The sequence below is a fragment of the Amycolatopsis sulphurea genome (assembly GCF_002564045.1).
In the GTDB taxonomy this organism is placed as follows: Bacteria; Actinomycetota; Actinomycetes; order Mycobacteriales; family Pseudonocardiaceae; genus Amycolatopsis; species Amycolatopsis sulphurea.
Genome location: NZ_PDJK01000002.1, coordinates 3532107 through 3552348, shown reverse-complemented (window position 1 = coordinate 3552348; position 20242 = coordinate 3532107). Strand labels below are relative to the sequence as shown.

General features: G+C 71.5%; 11 protein-coding genes and 2 pseudogenes. 8 read left to right on the top strand and 5 right to left on the bottom strand.

Annotated features, from left to right (window positions below):
• Positions 1 to 254: 254 nt before the first annotated feature.
• From ATK36_RS22410 to ATK36_RS22395, 4 genes are all read left to right on the top strand, one after another.
• On the top strand, positions 255 to 1826 hold the full coding sequence (locus tag ATK36_RS22410) for an MSCRAMM family protein (RefSeq protein ID WP_098513297.1): 1572 nt from the start codon (positions 255 to 257) through the stop codon (positions 1824 to 1826).
• Between the two features lie 25 nt (positions 1827 to 1851).
• Entirely contained in the window at positions 1852 to 2556 is a 705-nt protein-coding gene (locus ATK36_RS22405) for a class F sortase (protein WP_098513296.1), read from the top strand.
• 125 nt (positions 2557 to 2681) lie between these two features.
• Positions 2682 to 4676 carry an SDR family oxidoreductase gene (locus ATK36_RS22400; RefSeq protein ID WP_098513295.1) on the top strand — a complete coding sequence of 665 codons (1995 nt, stop codon included), beginning with the start codon at positions 2682 to 2684 and terminating at the stop codon, positions 4674 to 4676.
• Positions 4677 to 4775: 99 nt separating this feature from the next.
• The gene (locus ATK36_RS22395) at positions 4776 to 5909 is read left to right on the top strand and encodes a coiled-coil domain-containing protein (protein ID WP_098515099.1); all 1134 of its coding nucleotides are present in this window, start codon (positions 4776 to 4778) and stop codon (positions 5907 to 5909) included.
• Between the two features lie 253 nt (positions 5910 to 6162).
• Here ATK36_RS22395 and ATK36_RS22390 read toward each other — a convergent pair.
• The 5 genes and pseudogenes from ATK36_RS22390 to ATK36_RS33740 all read right to left on the bottom strand — a co-directional run.
• A pseudogene (locus tag ATK36_RS22390) lies at positions 6163 to 6729 on the bottom strand (amidase family protein); the annotation flags it as partial.
• Between the two features lie 383 nt (positions 6730 to 7112).
• Positions 7113 to 7190: pseudogene (locus ATK36_RS33745) on the bottom strand (hypothetical protein); the annotation flags it as partial.
• A gap of 178 nt (positions 7191 to 7368) precedes the next feature.
• Positions 7369 to 8004: a response regulator transcription factor gene (locus ATK36_RS22380; protein ID WP_098513294.1), complete on the bottom strand. Its 636-nt coding sequence runs from the start codon at positions 8002 to 8004 to the stop codon at positions 7369 to 7371.
• A 121-nt stretch (positions 8005 to 8125) separates the two neighbouring features.
• A complete protein-coding gene (locus tag ATK36_RS22375; protein ID WP_098515098.1) occupies positions 8126 to 8392 on the bottom strand; it encodes a WXG100 family type VII secretion target in 267 nt (88 codons plus the stop codon).
• A complete protein-coding gene (locus ATK36_RS33740) occupies positions 8389 to 8667 on the bottom strand; it encodes a WXG100 family type VII secretion target (RefSeq protein WP_245914999.1) in 279 nt (92 codons plus the stop codon). Before ATK36_RS33740 ends, ATK36_RS22375 begins: the two co-directional genes overlap by 4 nt.
• 376 nt (positions 8668 to 9043) lie before the next feature.
• Here ATK36_RS33740 and ATK36_RS22365 point away from each other — a divergent pair, with 376 nt between their 5' ends.
• The 4 genes from ATK36_RS22365 to ATK36_RS22350 all read left to right on the top strand — a co-directional run bounded on the left by ATK36_RS22365 (position 9044) and on the right by ATK36_RS22350 (position 20187).
• A complete protein-coding gene (locus ATK36_RS22365) occupies positions 9044 to 12313 on the top strand; it encodes an ATP-binding protein (protein ID WP_098513292.1) in 3270 nt (1089 codons plus the stop codon).
• Positions 12314 to 12407: 94 nt separating this feature from the next.
• Positions 12408 to 16079: an ATP-binding protein gene (locus tag ATK36_RS22360; protein ID WP_245914997.1), complete on the top strand. Its 3672-nt coding sequence runs from the start codon at positions 12408 to 12410 to the stop codon at positions 16077 to 16079.
• Positions 16080 to 16326: 247 nt separating this feature from the next.
• Positions 16327 to 17202 carry a LysR family transcriptional regulator gene (locus tag ATK36_RS22355; RefSeq protein WP_098513290.1) on the top strand — a complete coding sequence of 292 codons (876 nt, stop codon included), beginning with the start codon at positions 16327 to 16329 and terminating at the stop codon, positions 17200 to 17202.
• A gap of 630 nt (positions 17203 to 17832) precedes the next feature.
• Positions 17833 to 20187 (top strand): arylsulfatase, encoded by a 2355-nt coding sequence (locus tag ATK36_RS22350; protein WP_098513289.1) that lies wholly within the window; start codon positions 17833 to 17835, stop codon positions 20185 to 20187.
• Positions 20188 to 20242 lie beyond the last annotated feature (55 nt).

Below are 20242 nucleotides of genomic sequence, written 5' to 3'. Positions count from 1 at the left end.
CGTCGGTAAAGCTGACTTTACCCATCACCTGGAAGTGGGGACCGAACCCCATACGCCACGGTAAGCGACGCAGCTCACGACCGCTGAGCGCAGTTCACCCGATGGCCCCTAGACAACACCGGCGGTAACCCGAGAACCTGCACATCGCGTGTTCGAAAAGTAACCGAACGCGTGTCAGGGAGTTATTCGATCGGGTGACCTGCGAAAACGTCGAACCGGACGTCGCCGTGGGCCGTTGAAGGAGTCAACACACCATGGGGTGGATCTCACGCCCGCGTGCTCGGATGCGCGCGGTCTCCGGGCTGGTCGCCACGGCGATGCTCGGCGCGCTCTCCGTGACTGCGGTCGGCACCACACCGGCCATGGCCGACACCGAGCGAGGCGTCGGGCACGAGGTGCGGCCAGGGCAGCCGGTCGCGTCGCACACGCCCACTTACAACTGGCTGGGCTCGTACCACGTCGGCGGCAAGGACGTGTTCTGCGTCAGCTTCCAGCTGAAAGCGCCGGACTCGAACCAGGAGTACAAGCCGGGCGACGAGCTGCTCACGAAGTGGGGCACGAAGCTACCCGCGGACGAAGCGGCCAACATCTCGTACCTGCTGCTCCGCTACGGCAACACGAAGGACGCGGACCAGGCCGCCGCACTGGCGCACCTGCTGCACTCGTGGACTTCGAAGCCGCGAAACGAGAAAGACCTCGACAAGTCGCTACCCGCCGAAAAAATCGGCTACGACACGACGTACCACCTGAACAAGCTCAAGGAGCAAGCTCCCGGCGCGTACGCGGACGTGGACAAGCTGACCGCGGACGCGGAAGCCAACCGCGGCCCGTGGACGGCCTCGATGGCCGGGCCGAAGGACCCGCAGCACCTCGACGCACCGGCGAGCTGGACCGTCACGGTCAAGAACGCGAAGGGCACCGGCGTCGCCGATGTCCCGGTGAAGCTCACCGCGACGGACGCGTCCATCGACAGCGATTCGAGCGACGCGAAGCAGACCGGCAGCAGCGGCAAGGACGCCAAGCAGACCAGCGACCGCGACGCGAAAGAGACCAACAGCAGCGCCGGCGACGCGAAGCAGACCGGCAACGGCGGCAGCTCGGCCACCCAGGCGGCGAAGACCGAGACGACGGTGAAGACCGACGCCGAGGGCAAGGTCACCGTGAAGCTCACGCCCACCGGTGCCCAGCCGAAGCTGGCCGCCGCGATGTCCGCGCCCGCCGACCGGCCGTACGTGCAGAAGCCGCTCGACAACGGGATCCAGAAGGTGGTCTCCACCGGCGGTGAGAAGACGCTGACCGCCACCGGGACGGTCGCGATCGCCAAGCCGGGCAAGGTGCAGATCGCCAAGAAGGACGCCAAGACCGGCAAGGGCATCGGCGGCGCGACACTGCGGGTGACCGGCAAGGACCGCAAGAGCGCCGCCACCGGCCAGGACGGCAAGCCGCTCAACGGCCCGGACGGGAAGCCGGTCGTGGTCACCACGAACGGCGAAGAGGGCGTGGCCACCGTGGAGAATCTCCTTGCCCCGCAAGAAGTTTGCGTGGTCGAGGTGAATGCGCCGCCGGGCTACACCAACGCCTTCGACCCGAACAACCCGCCGACCGAGTGTGGTTCCCTGGAGCCGGGCGGCACGCTGTCGCTCGCGCTGGCCAACACCCCGAACGAGGTGCCCCACGCGATCCCCGCCGGGGACCAGCCGGTGGCCATGGCCAAGGGCACGACCGAGACCACCTTCTCGGTGCCCGGCGTGGCCGGCCTCGGCGCGCTGGTGCTGCTCGGCTCGGGCCTGGTCGGGTTCTTCGCCCGGCGTTCGGCACGGCGGTAGCGAGGACCGGCAGGACGGGCAAGGCATGACAGGTAAGGGCAGGCTGGTCGCCGGCTTCGTGCTCGGCGCGGCGAGTGTGCTGGCGGTGGAGTTCGCCACGGTGGTGATCACCTCACCGCCGACGACGGCGGTGGCCGGGAGTGCGATCCCGGCCCCCGGCGCACTCTCCCCGCTCGCCGGGGCACCCGAGGCGGCCACGCCACCACCGGCGTCGTCGCCGGCTCCCCCGCCCGGCTCCCCCGCCGCTGCCCCGCCACCCGCGGCGCCTGCCGAGCACCGGCAGCCGGAACCGCAGCGGCCGGGCACCATCCGGCTGCCCGGCGGTGGCACCGCGGCGATGATGCGGCAGGGACTCGGACCGGGCAACACGCTTCCGGTGCCTTCGAACATCGGCCAGGCCGCCTGGTGGGGTGCCGAGCTGACCGCGGTGAGCGGCGCCAGCGTGTTCGCCGGGCATGTGAACTGGCGAGGCGCGACCGGGCCGTTCGCGGAGCTGTGGGCCGAGCGCATCGGCGGGGTGGTGACCATTGTGGACAGTGCGGGCAAGACCACCCGGTACCGGATCTCGCAGCTGATCACGGTGCACAAGAACGATCTGGCCGCCCGCGCGGACGAGCTGTTCGGCCAGGCGGGCCCGCACCGGGTGGTGCTGGTGACCTGCGGTGGCCGCTGGGTCGGCGGGAACGACGGCTACGAGGAGAACCGGGTTGTGATCGCCGACCCGGCCTGAGCTCACCCTGCGGCCATCGTCCTAGTTACCAGCGAGTAACATAGCTGGGCGGACGGTGGCCGGTACGGCGGCCATGCAGCACAATGCGCTAGGGGTCCAGCGGCGCACGGCGGAGGGTGAGACAGATGGCGACGTTCTTGGTGACCGGCGCGACCGGGCTGATCGGCCGCCAGTTCACCCGGCGGCTGATCGCCCGTCCGGACGTGGCGCGGGTGGCGCTCGTGGTGCGGCCTGGTTCGCGGGCCAAGCTGGCCGCGCTGGTGGACGACTGGCCGCACGCCGAGCGCGTCACGCTGGTCGGCGGCGATCTCGGCGAGCCGATGCTGGGCGTGTCCGAGGCGGACCGCGAAACCCTGCGCGGAGTGGACCACGTGGTGCACCTCGCCGCGCTCTACGACCTCACCGCGGACGACGAGTCCAGCATCCGGGCCAATGTGGACGGTACGCAGCACGTCGTGGAACTGGCCGCGGACCTGGGCGCGGGCACCCTGCTGCATCACGTGTCCTCGGTGGCTGTGGCCGGGGACCACGAAGGACTGTTCACCGAGGACATGTTCGACGTGGGCCAGCGGCTGATCACGCCGTACCACCGGACCAAGTTCGAGTCCGAGAAGCTGGTCCGCGAGCAGGCCGAGGTGCCGTGGCGGATCTACCGGCCCGCCGTGGTGGTCGGCGACTCCCGGACCGGCGAGATGGACAAGGTCGACGGCCCCTATTACCTGTTCCCTGCGATCAGCAGGCTGGCCGGGCTGCCCGATCTGCCGGTCGTGGGCCCGGATCTGGGCGACACCAACGTCGTGCCGGTGGACTACGTGGCGAACGCGCTGCTGGCGCTGGTCACCACGGACGGCCTGGACGGGCGTGCCTTCCACCTGGTCAACCCCGAGCCGCAGCCGGTGGTTTCGGTGTACAACGCGTTCGCCCGCGCCGCCGGGGCGCCGACGATCACCGCGCAGCTCGGCGAATCGGTGTCGAAGGGCATCCTCGGGCTGGTGAAGCTCAGCGAGCACATCCCGGGCTTCACGATCGCGCGTGACGCGGTGCTGGAGCGGCTGGGCATCCCGCCGGTACTGCTGGAGACGATGGCCTTTCCCTCGGTATTCGCGTCCGCGGAGACCCGAAAAGCATTGGCGGGCAAGGGCGTCGAGGTGCCGCGGCTCGAAGACTACGCGGCCACGCTGTGGCGGTACTGGCGCGAGCACCTCGACCCGTTCCGGGCCCGCAAGCACGGTCCGCGCGGGGAGCTGGACGGCCGGCGCGTGATCATCACCGGTGCGTCGTCGGGCATCGGGCGCGCTGCCGCGCTCAAAGTCGCCGCTGCGGGCGGGGTTCCGCTGCTGGTCGCGCGCAGGCAGCACGAGCTGGAAGAGGTGCGCGACGAGATCATCTCGGCGGGCGGCACGGCCTCGGTGTATCCGGCCGACCTGACCGACGAGGACTCGGTGCACAAGGCAGTGGACGCGATGCTGGCCGAGCACGGCCGCATCGACATGCTGGTGAACAACGCCGGCCGCTCGATCCGCCGGTCCATCAAGCTGTCCTACGACCGGATGCACGACTACGAGCGTGCGATGGCGATCAACTACTTCGGTGCGGTCCGGCTGATCCTGGCGGTCCTGCCGCACATGTCGGAGCGGAAGTTCGGGCACATCGTGAACGTCTCGTCGATCGGGGTGCAGGGCATCGCGCCGCGGTTCTCCGCCTATGCCGCGTCGAAGGCCGCGCTGGACTACTTCTCCCGGATCGCGGCCACCGAAACGCACGGCGACGGTATTACCTTCACCACCATCCACATGCCGCTCGTGCGCACGCCGATGATCCGGCCGACGAAGATCTACGACGCGTTTCCCACCAAGTCCCCGGAGCAGGCCGCGGACATGGTGCTCAAGGCGCTCGTCGAGCGGCCGAAGCACATCGGCACGCCCGCCGGGCAGGCGATCGGGCTGACCTACGCGCTCGCTCCCGGGCTGACCGATGCGATCGCCTACCAGGGTTTCCGGATCTTCCCGGACTCCACCGCGGCGGGCGGCACCGGGCGGCTGAAGATCGGCCGGGGCGAGCTGCACCTGTCCCGCGCGGCCACCGCACTGGCCCGGCTCTCCCGCGGCTTCCACTGGTGAAGACCGGATACGGCCGTTCCGGCGATCACCGCGGCTGCCGGGTAGTGAATCACCACTCCTGACGGCGACGACACGGTGTGCGCGGGTACGGTCGTGGACATGGTTCCCGAGCGAGACAATGGCCTCCCGGCCGGCCTCCTGCCCCTGCGCCGCGAGTACACCGAAGCGTGGCGCGGCTTCGACCGCACCGAGGTGCGTCAGTACCTCGATCAGCTCGAGGCGCAGGTGCGCCGGCTGATCGGCGACCGCGAGGTGGCTGCGACCCAGATCGCCACGCTGTCCAGGGAGCTGGAGTCGGCCCGTGCCGAGGTCGGCAAGCTGCAGTCCCGCGTAGACGAGCTGCTGAAACCGCCGGAGCGGCTGGAGGATCTGGACGAGCGCATGCAGCGCACCGTCCAGCTCGCGCACGCGCGGGCCGAGGAGGTGACCCAGCGGGCGCAGGTGGCCGCGGAGAAGCACTGGGCCTCCTCCACCGAGGCGTCGACGAAGCTGCGGGAGCGCTACCACCGGCTGGTCGAGGAGCTGGACAAGCAGGCCGAGGCATTGCACTCGGAGCACGAGTCGGCGCTCAACCAGACCCGCGCCGAGGTGCAGCGGCTCACCGTCGAGGCGGCGCAGCGCCGGGAACTGCTCGACACCGAGGCCGAGCGCAAGCGCCGCAAGATCGAGCGTGACTTCGACACGAAGATCACCTCGGAGCGCGCCGCGCACGAGAAGCTGATCGCCGATCAGCGCACGGCGAGCAAGAACCAGGCCGAGCGCCGGATCGCCGAGGCGACCGCGGAGGCGACCCGCCGCGTCGAGGAGGCCACCGCCGAGGCCAAGCGGCGGCTGGACGAAGCCACCACGCAGGCCGCGCAGCGGACCACGGCGGCGACCCGCAAGGTCGAACGCCTCGCCGAGATCCGCGAGCAGGCCCGTAAGAACCTGGCGATGGCGGACGAAGTGCTCGGCCGCAGCGAAGGCCTGCTGACCGCGCTGCCCGCGGAGAAGGTGATCCCGTCCGCGGCGAAGCTGGTCGGTGGCGACGAACCGGGGTCTCCTCGCGCGAAGGCGGAGCCTGCCGCGGTGGAGTCTCCGACGACCCCGGCAGCCAAGCCGGTTCAGCCGGGCCCGTCGTCCTCGCCCAAGCCCGCAGGCAACGACGGTACGCCGAATGCCAACGGCGCCAAGGAAAACGGCAACGTTCAGGGTGCGTCGCAGCGGCAGGCTGCGGGGAAACCGCAGCCCTGATCCGGCCGGTCGGGCCGAACTGGTCGGGCCGAACTGGTCAGGCCGAACTGGTCAGGCCGAACTGGTCAGGCCGAACTGGTCAGGCCGAACTGGTCAGGCCGAACTGGTCAGGCCGAACTGGTCAGGCCGAACTGGTCAGGCCGAACTGGTCAGGCCGAACTGGTCAGGCCGAACTGGTCAGGCCGAACTGGTCAGCGGGCGAGCCCGCGCCCATCAACACAAACGCGGGACCCCGTCGCCGGCACCCAGGCGGTCAGACCGTCCGCGGCCAGGGATTCGCCGCCTCCAGTGCGGCGGCCAGTCCCAGCAGCAGCGGCTCGCCGCCCGGGGCGGCCACCAGCTGCACACAGGTGGCGAGGTCGTACGACGGGTGGCGGCCGATCGGCACGGTGATCGCCGGGTAGCCGGCCAGGTTCCACATGCCGGTGAACGCGGCCACCCGCGCGGCGGGCAAGGCCACTGCCGGCCACCCGCGGCGGTGCCAGCGACGGGACACCGCGATCCGCTGTGGGCCGGGTTCGGTGACGGCTGCCCACTCCGGACGTTCGGCCAGTACGGAAAGCAACAGCGCAGCGTCCGCCGGAGTGGTCGCGATCGGACCGTGCACGGACATGCCGAACCAGCCCTCGTCCTCCTCGCGCGCTACGCCGCGGCCGGGTTTGAGCCCCACCAGCCCGCACACCGCCGCCGGCAGCCGGATCGAGCCGAGCCCGTCCGTGCCGTGCGCGATCGGCACCAGCCCGGCAGCGACCGCGGCGGCGCTGCCGCCGGAGGAACCACCCGCGCTGAACGCGGGCTCACGCGGGTTGCGGGCGACCCCAGGGCCCCGGCAAAGTTGGCCGAGGGCCCGTGATCAGCAGAGAGAGCCGTGGCTGCCCGACCGGTTTCGGGTCCGTGAAGGGTCCCTTCACGGACTCTGAGTCCGTGAAGGGACCCTTCACAGCCCTCCGCAGCTACGCAGGGGCCCTCCACACCGACTTTGCCGACACCGTTGTGGGCGACCCCGTCCGGGTCGTCGGGAAGATGCACAGCTCGCGGGTGAGACCGACGAGCACCGCGCCGACCGCGCGCAGCCGGGCCGCGATGACCCCGTCCACGGTGGCAGGCGCGTGAGGCCCGGCGACCGAACCCCAGGTGCGAATTCCCGGTGACCGCGGTGACGTCCTTGACCGCGACCGGAACCCCGGCCAGCGGCAGCTGCGCGAGGTCCGGCCGGGCGGCGACTTCGGCCGCCTCCGCGCGGGCCTGCTCGGCCCGCACCCGCCGGAACGCGCCGACCACCGGATCGGCGGCGGCGATGCGCGCGAGCGCGTCCTCGGTGACTTGCACCGGATTCAGTTGCCCGGCCCGCACTCCCGGGCGATCTCCACCGCTGTCAGCACCATCGGCAGACCCTATCGCCGGGCAAGACTCCGCGGGGGCGGCGACTCCGCGCCGGTCGCCGCACCCGCGGAGCAGCTCAGATGGCGCCTGCGCGCAAGGCGTAGGCGACCGCGTGGGCCCGGTTGTTCAGACCACAGCGGGTCATCAGGCCGTACAGCACGTTCTTCACGGTCCGCTCCGAGTAGCAGAGCTTCGACGCGATCTCCTCGGTGCCGTAGCCCTCCGCGACCAGGCGCAGCACGTCGCATTCCCGCGAGGCCAGCCCGGACAGTGTCAGCCCGTTGGGCTCCAGCACATCGCGGCGCATCCGCTGGACCTGGCTCAGCAGCGCGCCCTGCAGCCGCGGCGGCAGGCTCGCCGTGCCGTCGCCCGCGGCGAGCACCGCCGACACCAGCTCGGCACCGCCGGTCTCGCGCCGGGGCAGGATCGCCACGACCCCGCACTCGATCGCGGTCATCAGGTCGCTCTCCCGGAAGTGGTCGGCGACGATCACCAGATCCGGCCCGGTCATCCGGTCGGACTCCAGCGCCAGCTCCTTGACCCGGGACAGCACCCGATCGGTCACGTGCTCCTCCATCACGAGGACCACGTCGGCCGCCGAAGCGGTGTCCTCGGACAGGACGCGAAACTCCGGACGCGTGCCCAGCAGACTCACCGCACCGGCACGGGTGATCGGATCCGTAGCGAGGACTGCGACCTTGACCAGCTTCACGACAACTCCTACCGCCACTTCACGTTGACGGGTCAAAGTCTGACGGGCCGGACTTCACGTTTTCTCTCCAGCCCTGCCCGGGCAGTCTGCAGACCGCCGCGCGAGGGCGGGTTCACGCAGGTCAATGCCCTCTATCCGCGTCTTCATCGGCGATCTCCCAGACGGCTTGCCGAGCCCGGTCCAGGCACTCCGGCATCCGCCGCACGGCCCCGTCCCAGTCCCGCCGCGCCGCCCGGTAGCGGGCCACGACCTCCGGCGGCCAGCCGCCCAGCTCGCCCTCCACGGCCGATTCCAGTTCGGTCAGCAGCGCCCGGATCCCGCGGGTCGTCTCGCCCATCCGCGTCAGGATCTCGTCGGCACGACGAAAGTCGGAAAGTTCGTCGCTCATCGCCCACACGAGCGCTCATCTGAGCGCACACCGGAGGTGGCGGCCAGTTCGCGGAGATCGCCGAGCCGGTCCAGGATCAGCTCGAACTCCCGTTCCCAGTCGCTCATCGCCTGCCCGAACCGCACCGAGCCCTCGCCCCGCCAGCAGGCCTGCAGGCCGGCCATCGCGCCGTTCACCGGGCGCAGGCAGGCGTTCGCGGAATCGATCGCATGGGCGAAGCGGACCGCCGCACCACGCAGGCTCGCCGGCCATGGCCGGGGAGGCACCGAGTCCACCACACACTCCTCACCAACCAAAAAACCCTGCCCGCACAGGAGGTTTCCGGCGCAGGCCCGGTACCGAGGCTGCCCGAGCCGACGGGCACGCGGCGACCGGCCACCGGCCGCGCTGCCCGTTTTTCGCGGATCACTGCCTGCCGACCCTCGGCCCCGGCGGGCGGCTGGTTCGCCCGGCGTTCGCCGTTGCGCCGGTCGGCGGACACCGGGCGCCGGGACCATGGCCCGGAGTGACCACCCCGATGAGCCGCTCGAACGATCAGTCGCACGATGGTGCGAGCAACCCGGGTGCGCTCCGCCACGTCACCGATTCGGGCGTAAGCTCATCAGAGACATCCAGCGCCGGACGATTCGGTCGGCGCGCGAAGGGAGACCGATGTCGGCAGCGGACGGCGTCCCCGCGCCGGACATCCAGCTGCTCGGACCGGTCCGGGCCTGGCGGGGAGACCAGCGAGTCGACCTGGGGTCAGCCCATCGCAGAACAGTGTTCGCCGTGCTCGCACTGGCCAACGGCCGCAGTGTCTCCCGGGAAGAGCTGATCGACGCGGTATGGGGCGACGCTCCCCCGGCCAGCGCGCAGGGCAGTATCTACACCTATATCTCCGGGCTGCGCCGGGTGCTCGAGCCCGACCGGGCCAAGGGCACCGGTTCCCGGCTGCTGGCCTCCGTCGGCTCCGGCTACACGCTGCGGATCGACCCGGCAAACGTCGACGTGCACCGCTTCGAGTCGCTGCGTGAGCAGGCCCAGCGGCTGTTCGCCGAGGGGCGGCCGAGTGCGGCCAGGGAGCAGCTCGACGAGGCGCTCGGCCTGTGGCGGGGAACCCCGCTGGAAGGGCTGCCCGGCCCGTACGCCGCCTCGCACCGTGCACGCCTGGAAGAACTGCAGCTGAGCACCGTCGAGCGGCGGGCGGAAGTGTCGCTGGACAGCGGCGAGCACGCCGGGCTGGTGCCCGGACTGAGCGCGCTCGCAACTGAGCATCCCCTGCGGGAGCCTCTGCACGGAGTGCTCATGCGAGCACTTCATCTGGCCGGCCGCCGGGACGAGGCGTTGTCGGTCTACACCGGGCTGCGCGACCGCCTGATCGAGGCCTCCGGCACCGAACCCGGCCCGGCCCTGCGCGACCGGTACGAGCAGCTGATCGCCGGGCGGCCCCCGGCGATCAGCGCGGCACCCGAGCGGAGCACGCCGGTGCGGGTGCCCCGGTTCCCGGTGCCGGTGCTGCCGCCGCGCCCGGCCGTCTTCGCCGGGCGCGCGGAGGAGCTGCACCAGCTGCAGGAGGCGGTCGCCGGGCTGGCGGGCGGGCTCGGCCGGTCGATCTGGATCGAGGGCGAGCCGGGCATCGGCAAGACCGCGCTGCTCGCGGAGGCCCTCGAACTGGCCCAGCGCGAGGGCGGCAAACCACTGTTCGCCGCGGCGGACGCGCTGGATCAGCGATTCGCGCTGCGCCCGCTGCTCGACGCGCTGGGCGTGCACCCGCGGGCCTCGGATCTGCGCCGCGCCGAGCTGGCCGTGGCGCTGGCCGAGGACTCCGGCCTCGATCCGGCGGACGGGCTGCTCGGCCTGATCCGCGAGCTGTGCGCGGACGAGCCGCTGGTGCTGGTGGTCGACGATCTGCAGTGGGCCGACGAGGCCACGCTCCGGGTGTGGCGGCATCTCGCGCGCGAAACCCGGCGGCTGCCGCTACTGCTGATCGGCGCGTGCCGGCCGATCCCGCGGCCGCCGGGGCTGGACGCGCTGCGCGGGGAACTCGGCGCGGACGGCACCGCGGTGCTGCCGCTCGGGCCGCTGCCGGAGGCGGCGATCGCGCGGCTGGCCGGCGAACTGGCCGGTGCGCCGCCCGGCCGGACGCTGTCCCAGCTGATCTCCCAGGCGGCCGGAAATCCGCGCTACGCCAAGGAAGTCGTCGAGACCCTGCTGATCAACCAGATGATCCTGCTGGACGGCTCGCAGGCGATGGTGGACGGGAGCGCCTGCCGGACCATCCCCTCGCCGCTCGGCTCGAAGATCACCCTCTACCTCAGCTTCCTCGCCAGCGGCACCCGCGACGTGCTGCGCTGGGCGGCGTTGCTGGGCAAGGGTTTCTCCCTTGCCGACATCGCGATCGCCACCGAGCGCGCGGCCACTTCGCTGGTCGGCGCGGTGGAGGAGGCACTGGCCGCGGGGGTGCTCACCGAATCCGGCGAGCTGCTCGCCTTCCGGCATCCGCTGCTGCGCCAGGTGCTGTACGAAAAGACCCCGGCCGCGATGCGCGTCGCCCTGCACCGGCAGCTCGCCGAGGCCTTTCACGGTGCGGGCGCCCCCACCCAGCGGGTGGCCGAGCAACTGGTCGCGGCGCCCGGCCTGGTCGACGGCTGGGTCACCGGCTGGCTGCTCAACCACATCGGCGAGGTCGCCGCGCAGGCCCCGCGGATGGCGGTGGACCTGCTCAAGAACGTGGTCGCGCACGCGACGCTGCCCCCGCAGGCCCGGGAGCCACTCACCGCGACGCTGGCCCGGCTGCTGTTCTGGCTCGGCCGCGAGCCGGAGGCGGAGGCGCGCTCGGTGGTGGCCCGCACCAGCGACAGCAGGCAGGCCGCCGAGATGCGCTGGATCCTCGCCTACATCTACTACCGCCGCGGAGAATTCGCCGAAGCTGCCGAAGAGGTCCGGCGCACGCTCGCGGACCCGCGCGTGCCGGAGATGTGGCGCGGCAGGCACGAAACGCTGCGCGCGACCATCGAACGGCTCGCCACCGAAGGTTCGTCGACCGAGCCGGATCTGTCCGAGCTGGGCGTGCTGGACGGTCTCGACGACACCGCCGAACCGTTGAGCACCGCCCGCCGGCTCGCCGCGGTCCGCGCGGTACCGGGCGAGATGCATCTCGCCGGCGCCGTGCACTACTACTGGCGCGGACGGTGGCCGGACGCACTGGCCGAATTGGACACGGTGATCCGCGGTGGCGCGGAGACCTCGTCGTATGTGTTGCGCAGTCCCGGTTCGGCGTTGCTGGTGCACGGTGTCGGCGCGCTGATCGCCAGTCACCGCGACGATGCCGAGACCGCGCGCGAGCACCTCGAAGCCGCCGCCCGCCTGCAGTGGCCGCGCGATCTGGAGCCCAACGGCGGGGACTATCTCCTGGCCGCACGGGCACAGCTGGCCGAGCTGGAGCACGGGCCGGAGCGCGCGCTGGCCGAGCTGCAGCCGTTGCTGGCGCAGAACTATCCGCCTTCGGCGCGGCAGCAGTGGCTGCCCGACCTGGCCCGGCTGGCCATGCAGATCGGTGATCAGCAACTGGCCTTCCAAGCACTGCGGGCGATGGGGGACGCGACCGGCCTGGACACCCCGCCCGCGCACGTCGCGGCCACCGCGCACTGCCGCGGGCTGGTCACCGCCGATCCGGACGCGATCCGCGGTGCCGCCACGCACTACGAATCGACCGGGCGGGTGCTCAAGCAGGCCAGGGCCAACGAGGACGCGGCGATCCTGCTGGCCGAGTACCAGCGGCTCGACGAGGCACGCACCGCGTTCTTCACCGCGCTCACCAGCTACACCACCCTCGGCGCGGTGTGGGACGTACGCCGGGCCGAGGCCCGGATGCGCCCCTACGGCATCCGGCGGATCCGCCGGGCGAATCCGGTCCGCCCGCGGGCGGTCGCCGGGGAGTGAACGATCGTAAACCCGCCTTGCGTACGATGCCGGGAGAAGATCTCCGCCCGTAAACTCACGGGGACAGTCGGGTCGGTACGTCGAATGGAACGACATGCCAGGGGACGGGCACAGCGGGCTGCGAGTGAACGTGCTCGGTCCGCTGCGAGCTTGGCGCGGCGCGGTCGAGATCACTCTCGGGCCGGCCCGTCAGCGTGCCATTTTCGCCATGCTCGCGACCGCCACCGGGCGCAGTGTGCCCCGGCCCGAGCTGATCGCCGGGGTGTGGGGTGATTCGCCGCCGGCCAGTGTCGAAGGCAGTGTGCACACCTACATCTCCGGCTTGCGCCGCGCGCTGGAGCCGGAGCGCACCCGCTGGGCCGCCTCGACCGTGCTGGTGTCGGAGGCCGCGGGCTATTCGCTCGACCTCACGCCGGAGGCGCTGGACGAAGCAGTGTTCCAGCGGCACCGCGAACGCGCGCAGCAGGACGCCGCGGCCGGTGCCCACGAACGCGCGGTGGCCGGGTTCGATGCCGCGCTCCTGCTGTGGCACGGCGAAGCGCTGTCCGGCGTCCCCGGCGAGTTCGCCGAGCGGCATCGCGAGCGCCTGGCGGAGCTGCGGCTGAGCACCGTCGAGCAGCGTGCGCGGAGTGTGCTGGAGCTGGGCGGGCACCAAGACCTGATCGCGGAGCTGGCGGTGCTCACCAGCGACCATCCGCTGCGTGAATCCTTGCGCGAGTCGCTGATGCTCGCGCTCTACCGCAGCGGCCGGCATTCCGACGCGCTGGACGTGTTCCGCGAAGCGCGCAGCACGTTGCGCGCCGAACTAGGGGTGGAACCCGGGCCACAGCTGCGCGAGCTGCACCAGCGGGTGCTCGCCGAGGATCCGTCGCTGAACCTGCCCGAGCGCCCGAAGCCGGCGCCGCCGATCGCACCCGTGCCGCGGGCCCGGCGTGCCGAAAGCGATCCGCTGCTCGGCAGGGCGGAGGAGGTCGCGCAGCTACGGGGGCTGCTCACACAGGTCCGGGAGGGCCGCGGCCGGGCGGTGTGGATCGAGGGCGACGCGGGCATCGGCAAATCGGAGCTGCTCGCGATGGCCTTCGACGAACCGGACGTGGCCGGCCTGCAGCTGGCCTGGGTCGCCGCGGAGGAGCTGAGCACCCGATTTCCGTTGCAGGTCATGCTGGAATGCCTGGCGATCGACCCGCTCTCCCCGGATCCGCGGCGCGCCCGGGTGGCCCACGAACTCGGCGGCGAGCCGGCCCCGCGCACCTGGGGCACCGGCGATCCGGTGCTCGGCGCGGTGGACCGGCTGCTGTCGCTGGTGGACGAGCTGTGCGCGCAGACTCCGCTGGTGCTGGTGGTCGACGATCTGCAGTGGGCCGACGAATCGAGCCTGCTGGTCTGGCATCGGCTGTGCGCGGCCACCCGGCAGCTGCCGCTGCTGCTGGTCGCGGCCACGCGGTCCGCGCCGGACCGCCCGGAGGTGGCCCAGCTGCGTCACGGCGTCGAGGCGCGGGGCGGGCTGGTGCTGGACCTCAGCCCGCTCGACGGCACGGACGTGGCCCGGCTGGTCGCCCGGCTGGTCGGGGCCGAGCCCGGGCCGGGGTTGCGCGAGCTGGCCGCGCGAGCCGCCGGGAATCCCTTGTACGTCAGGGAAATGATGGACGTGCTGGTTCGCGCGGGGGCGGTCGTGCTGGCCGGGGACCGGGCCGAGGTGGACGATCCGGCCGAGTTCGAGGTGCCGCATTCCCTGCTGGCCGCGGTGGACCGGCGGCTGGACTTCCTGCCGGCCGAGACGCAGGACGTGCTGTGCTGGGGTGCCCTGCTCGGCATGGAGTTCGCGGTCGGCGACATCGCCGCGGTCCTCGACCGGCGGCCCTCGGACCTGCTCGGCCCGCTCGAAGAGGCGGTGTCCGGGAACGTCCTGATCGACACCGGTACCCACCTGGCGTTCCGGCATCCGCTGCTGCGCCAGGCGTTGTACAACCGGCTGCTCACGGGCACCCGTGCGGCGCTGCACCGGCAGGCGGCCGAGGCACTGGCCCGGATCGACGCCCCGGTGAAGCGGGTGGCCGAGCAGCTCGCCGCCGCACACTCCACTGTGGACGAATGGGCGCTGGACTGGCTGGTGACCAACCAGGCGGCGGTGTCCAACCGGGCCCCGCTGATCGCGGTGGAGCTGCTGGAGCGGGCACTGGACTCCTGCGCCGAGGACGATCCGCGCCGGGAAGCGCTGCTGGTGGCGCTGGTGAAGGTGCTGTTCCGGCTCGAACGCGCGCCGGAGGAGCTGGCGCTGCAGGCGCTCGCGGTGGCCGGGGACCCGGAGAACGCCGAGGAGATGCGGCACGTGCTGGCCGCCATGCGGTTCCGCCGCGGCGAGGTCCGGCTGGCCGTGGAGACGCTCGGCGAGGCCTCGGCCGACCCCCGGGTGCCGGAGCTGTGGCGGGTCCGGCACCGCCACCTGCTGGCGAACTTCCGCCGCGGCGGGCTCGACGATCTCGAACGCGCGGAGGCCAGCGCGCACCGGGCGCGGGCCGAGGCGGACGGCGACCCCTACCTCACCGCACACGCGCTGCAGACGCTGTGGCTGGTCGATTCGGTGCGACGGCACCACGCGAGCGCGCTGGCACACATCGACCAGGCTGTCGCCGTGGTCGGGGACGAGCACGAGCTGGCGGATCTGCGCCTGGATCTGCTCGACAACCGCGTGTTCACCCTGCAGAACCTCGATCGGCTGGAAGACGCCGACCACACCCTGCGCGAGGCAGGCGAGATCGCGCTGCGGCATTCGCTGCCGGTCGGCCTGCAGGTCTCGGTGGCGGTGCACCGCTATTGGGAAGGCCGCTGGGACGAAGCGCTGGTGGAGCTGGACACCGTCACCGAGGACGGTCCGGCGATCACCTACTACGGCCTGCGCGAGCCGGGGGCCGCGGCGTTGCTGCTGCACGGGGTCGCCTCGCTGATCGCGGCGCGCCGTGGTGACCGCACCCAGGCCGTCGCGCACCTCGACGCAGCCGAAGCGTACGCACCCGCCACCGGCGCCGAACGGGAGAGTTTCGACTTCCTGATGGCCGCGCACGGGCTCGTCGCGTTCCAGCGGGGCGAGCGGGAGAAGGCGCTCTCGGTCCTCGAACCGATCCTGAATCCCACTTACGCACAGATGATGTTGCGGCATCAGTGGTTGCCGTTCTTCGTGCAGGTGGCCTTGGCGACCGGGGACCGTACCCGCGCCGAACGCGCGCTGGCCGTGTGCGAGGAGGAGTCCGCGAAGGAGATCGATCACGCGCGGGCCTTCGCCGCCACCCAGTGGTGCCGCGGCCTGATCGACGGCGATCCGCTGCCGGTACTGAAGTCCGCCGAGCACTTCCGTGCGGTGGGCCGGAAACCCGAGCTGGCGAGCGCACTGGAAGACGCCTCGGTACTGCTCGCCCAGGCCGGTGACCTGGACGCGGCGCATCACGCGTTCGACGAGGCGGCGGAGCTGTACACGGAGCTGTCCGCGCACTGGAACATGGAGCACGCGGAAGCCCGCCTGCGCCCGCTCGGCGTCCGGCAGGGTGCGCGGTTCATCCCGGTCCGGCCGGGACACGGCTGGGATTCGCTGTCCCCCTTGGAAGTCCGCATCGCCACACTGGTCGCCGCCGGACGGTCCAATCCGGACATCGCCACTGAGCTGTCCCTGCCGCGGCGGACCGTGCAGGCCCACGTCGCGCGGCTGCTCGGCAAGCTGGAAGCACCGTCCCGCACCGAGCTGGCGTCCACGCTGGCCCGCCGTACGGGGTGAGACAGCCCCGTACGGGGGGAGAAAACCCGTTCAGTACTCACATTCGGCCACCTGCCGCCCCAGTGACCACTGTGGACAGCCGACCGGGCACCCGAACGTGTGACCGTGGCGGCAGGTGCGGCGCGGACCGCGCCGATCCTTGACGGGCCGACGATCCCGTTGCACTATGCGAGGGTTCCCGCACTATTTGGAGGAGGCCCCGTGACCGGCGAGCGCGGGCGGGCGCTTCCCGCGGCCGGTTGAGGCCATGGAGCGGCGGCAGATCGAGTACTTCCTCGCGGTGGTCGAACACGGTGGTTTCACCCATGCCGCACGGGCATTGCACGTGGCGCAGCCTTCGCTCTCCCATGCGGTACGCGCTCTCGAACGCGAACTCGGCGGCTCCCTGTTCCACCGGCTGCCGCACGGCGCCGTGCTCACCTCCGCGGGTTCGGCGCTGGTCGGCCCGGCGCAGCAGATCGTCCGGGATCTGCGGGTGGCCGGTTCGTCGGTGCGCGAGGTGCTCGGGCTCGGCGGCGGCACGCTGGACATCGTCGCGCAGACCACGTTGTCCGTCCAGCCGCTGGCCCCGTTGCTCGGCCGGTTCCGTGTGCGGCATCCGCGGGTCCGGGCGCGGGTGCTGGCCCCGGAGAGCTACACCGAGGTGATCACCAAGGTCCGGCACGGGGAGAGCGAGGTCGGGCTCGTGGAGTCCGATGCGGAGATCCACGGGCTGGCCACCGCGCGGCTGCCGGACCAGGAGATCCTCGCCGTCCTGCCGGCCGGCACCACCGAGGCCGACCGGCTGCCGCGGCGCGAGCTGGCCGAGCTGGACCTGGTGTCCACCCCGCCCGGCACGACCACCCGGCGGATCGTCGAGGACACCCTGGCCGGATTGGACGTCGAACCGCGGATCGTGGTGGAGACCCAGCATCGCACCATGATCGTGCCGCTGGTGCTGGCCGGGGCCGGAGCCGCGCTGCTGCCGCGGGCGATGGCCGAGGAAGCCGGCCGCCAGGGCGCGGTGCTGGTGCCGCTGGAACCCGCGGCCATCCTGTCCGGACGGCTGCTCTGGCGACCGGGCCCGCTCTCCCCCGCCGCCGCGGCCTTCCTCGCGCTCGCCCGGGCTGAGCTGGGGACATAGCGATCTTCTACCGGGCAGATCCAGATCCGGTCTCGCCCGGCCATTGCCCGGCCCCGGCGAACCTGCTGACATGGAACGACCTTCCCCCACCGGCCCGCAACCCGGTACTGCCCGCGCCCGCCGCGGGAGGTGCCGGGTTCGCCGCGTGGCGTATCGAGGTCCGCCGGAGGACGGACCTTGCCGCGAGTTACTAATCCGACCAAAGACAACAGTGCTCACCCACCGGCCGGCTACCACCCAAGAGTGTGCCCGAAAGCCCACTCCCAGAACTGATCCCCCACCCGGCACGTAACCGTTGCTACGAAGCCATGAGGCCGTGACTGTGGTCGGATTGGTAATGATCGGCACAGTGCGTTGCGGGGTTCGGCGCGAGGCGTGCTGGGTGATGACTCGGTCGGCCGACGAGGCGAACCGGATCTGGTGGCGGCGCACCAGGGTTCGCTTCGCGGCGTACCCGGTTCGCTGCGGCGCGGACAAAGTTCGCCGGAGGACAGACCGCAACGCAGGGCGCACCCGCCGCCGGATGCCGTACCCGTACGACACCGGCGAACCGAAACCCACCGAGGTACGCCCGCCCGCGTACCCGGTCAGCTGGCGAGGCGTACATGTACGCGAAACGAGAGGAAGAGTATGCCGGAGTTCCCTGCCGAACGACACCTCCTGCCCCGGCCGGACCACGTGGCACCCGTCGCGACCGCGTTGAGCGTGCACGACCAGTCCGCGCCGTTCCGGGCGATCGGGCCGGTGGAGCCGCCGCGGGGTGCCCCGAACGTGGTGGTCGTGCTGGTCGACGACCTCGGCTACGGGACGGCCAGCGCGTTCGGCGGACCGTGCCGGATGCCGACCGCGGATCGCTTGGCGGACAACGGGCTTCGCTACACCCGGTTCCATGTCACGGCACTCTGCTCGCCGACCCGGCAGGCGCTGATGACCGGCCGGAACCACCATTCGGTCGGGATGGGCGGGACCACCGAGATGGCCACCGCCGCGCCCGGGTACAACGGGTTCCGGCCGCGCAGCGCCGCCACGATCGCCCAGCTGCTGCAGGGAAACGGCTACAGCACCGCGGCGTTCGGCAAATGGCACCAGACGCCGCCGCGCGAGATCAGCGCGGTCGGGCCGTTCGATCGGTGGCCCACCGGTGAAGGCTTCGACACGTTCTACGGTTTCCTGGGCGCGGAGATGAACCACTGGTACCCGCAGCTGTACCAGGGCACCACGCCGATCGAGCCGGACCGCCGTCCCGAAGACGGCTACCACCTGTCCGAGGATCTCGTCGACCACGCCATCGACTGGGTGCGCACGCAGCGCACGCTGACCCCGGAACGGCCGTTCTTCACCTACCTCGCGCTCGGTGCCGGACATGCGCCGCTGCACGTCGGCCAGGAGTGGCAGGAGAAGTACCGCGGCCGGTTCGACCACGGCTGGGACGAACAACGCGAGCGGACTTTGGCGCGGCAGAAGCACATCGGCGTGGTCGCCGAGGACGCGGAGCTGGCCCGCTGGGCCGACGGGGTGCCGCACTGGGACGAGCTGAGCGACAACCAGCGCCGGCTCGCGACGCGGTTCATGGAGACCTTCGCCGGTTTCGTCGAGCACGCGGACACCCAGGTCGGCCGGTTCACCGACGCGCTGGCGGAGCTGGGCGTGCTGGACGACACGCTGTTCCTCTACATCCTCGGCGACAACGGCGCCTCCGGCGAGGGCGGCATCGAGGGGACGATCGTCGAGCACCGGCTCGGGCACGGCGTCGTCGACGATCCGGACGAGATGATCGGTCACCTCGACGAGATCGGCGGGCCGCACAGCTATCCGATCGCCCCCGCGGGGTGGGCGCTCGCGCTGAACACCCCGTTCCAGTGGACCAAACAGGTCGCCTCGCACCTCGGCGGCATCCGGGACGGGATGATCGTGCACTGGCCCGCGCGCATCGCCGAGCGCGGCGGCCTGCGCCACCAGTTCAGCCACGTGATCGACATCCTGCCGACGATCGCCGAATGCGCCGGGATCCCGTTGCCGCACAGCGTCGACGGAGTGGTGCAGCAGCCGGTCGAAGGCAGCAGTTTCGCGGCGACCTTCGCCCGCGCGGACGCGCCGGAGTACCACCACACGCAGTACTTCGAGATGTGCGGCAACCGCGGGATCTACCATGAGGGCTGGATGGCGGTCACCCGGCACGGCGTGCCGTGGGAGATGGTGCCCACCCGCGACCGGCATTTCCGGGACGACGTCTGGGAACTCTACGATCTGACCACCGACTGGAGCCAGGCCCGTGACCTCGCCGCGCGCCATCCGGAGAAGCTGGCGGATCTGCGGGACCGGTTCCTCATCGAAGCTGCGAAACACCAGGTGTTCCCGCTCGACGACCGGGTCACCGAGCGCGAGAACCCGGCCGTGGCCGGGCGGATCGATCTGCTCGGCGGTCGCTCCTCGGTGACCTACCACGGCGGGATGCGACGCTGCACCGAGGAGACCACGCCGAACGTGAAGAACCGCTCGCACAGCGTCGTGGCCGAGATCGAGGTCCCCGCCGGCGGTGCCGAAGGCGTGCTGATCGCCCAGGGTGGCCGGTTCGGCGGGTGGTCCCTGTACGTCGTGGACGGTTGTCCATCCTATGTGTACAACTACTTCGGCATGTCCAGGTACACCGTGCGGGGCTCGGACCCGCTACCGGCGGGGCGGCACGAGATCCGTGCCGAATTCGACTACGACGGCGGAGGTCTCGGCATGGGCGCCACGGTGACACTCGCCGTCGACGGCACAAAACAGGCCTCCGGACGGGTCGAGCGCACCATCCCGTACTACTTCTCGTTCGACGAGACGCTCAACGTCGGAGTCGATCTCGGCACTCCGGTAACGGAGGATTATCCGGTGATCGACAACGAGTTCACCGGCACCGTCCACATGGTACGCATCGATCTCGCACCGGCCGCCGAGGAGCCGGACGCGGCAGGCCGGCATCGCCGGGTATTGACGTCGCAGTAGGGCTGTGAAGGGGTCCTTGGCGACAGGGGTGTTGCTTACCTACCGTGGTGGTTAT

Excerpts from the sequence above, each read along its gene's own strand:
- ATK36_RS22410 (WP_098513297.1), top strand. The coding sequence starts at position 255 with ATGGGGTGGATCTCACGCCCGCGTGCTCGGATGCGCGCGGTCTCCGGG.
- ATK36_RS22405 (WP_098513296.1), top strand. The coding sequence starts at position 1,852 with ATGACAGGTAAGGGCAGGCTGGTCGCCGGCTTCGTGCTCGGCGCGGCG.
- ATK36_RS22400 (WP_098513295.1), top strand. The coding sequence starts at position 2,682 with ATGGCGACGTTCTTGGTGACCGGCGCGACCGGGCTGATCGGCCGCCAG.
- ATK36_RS22395 (WP_098515099.1), top strand. The coding sequence starts at position 4,776 with ATGGTTCCCGAGCGAGACAATGGCCTCCCGGCCGGCCTCCTGCCCCTG.
- ATK36_RS22375 (WP_098515098.1), bottom strand. The coding sequence starts at position 8,392 with ATGAGCGACGAACTTTCCGACTTTCGTCGTGCCGACGAGATCCTGACG.
- ATK36_RS22365 (WP_098513292.1), top strand. The coding sequence starts at position 9,044 with ATGTCGGCAGCGGACGGCGTCCCCGCGCCGGACATCCAGCTGCTCGGA.
- ATK36_RS22360 (WP_245914997.1), top strand. The coding sequence starts at position 12,408 with ATGCCAGGGGACGGGCACAGCGGGCTGCGAGTGAACGTGCTCGGTCCG.
- ATK36_RS22355 (WP_098513290.1), top strand. The coding sequence starts at position 16,327 with ATGGAGCGGCGGCAGATCGAGTACTTCCTCGCGGTGGTCGAACACGGT.
- ATK36_RS22350 (WP_098513289.1), top strand. The coding sequence starts at position 17,833 with ATGCCGGAGTTCCCTGCCGAACGACACCTCCTGCCCCGGCCGGACCAC.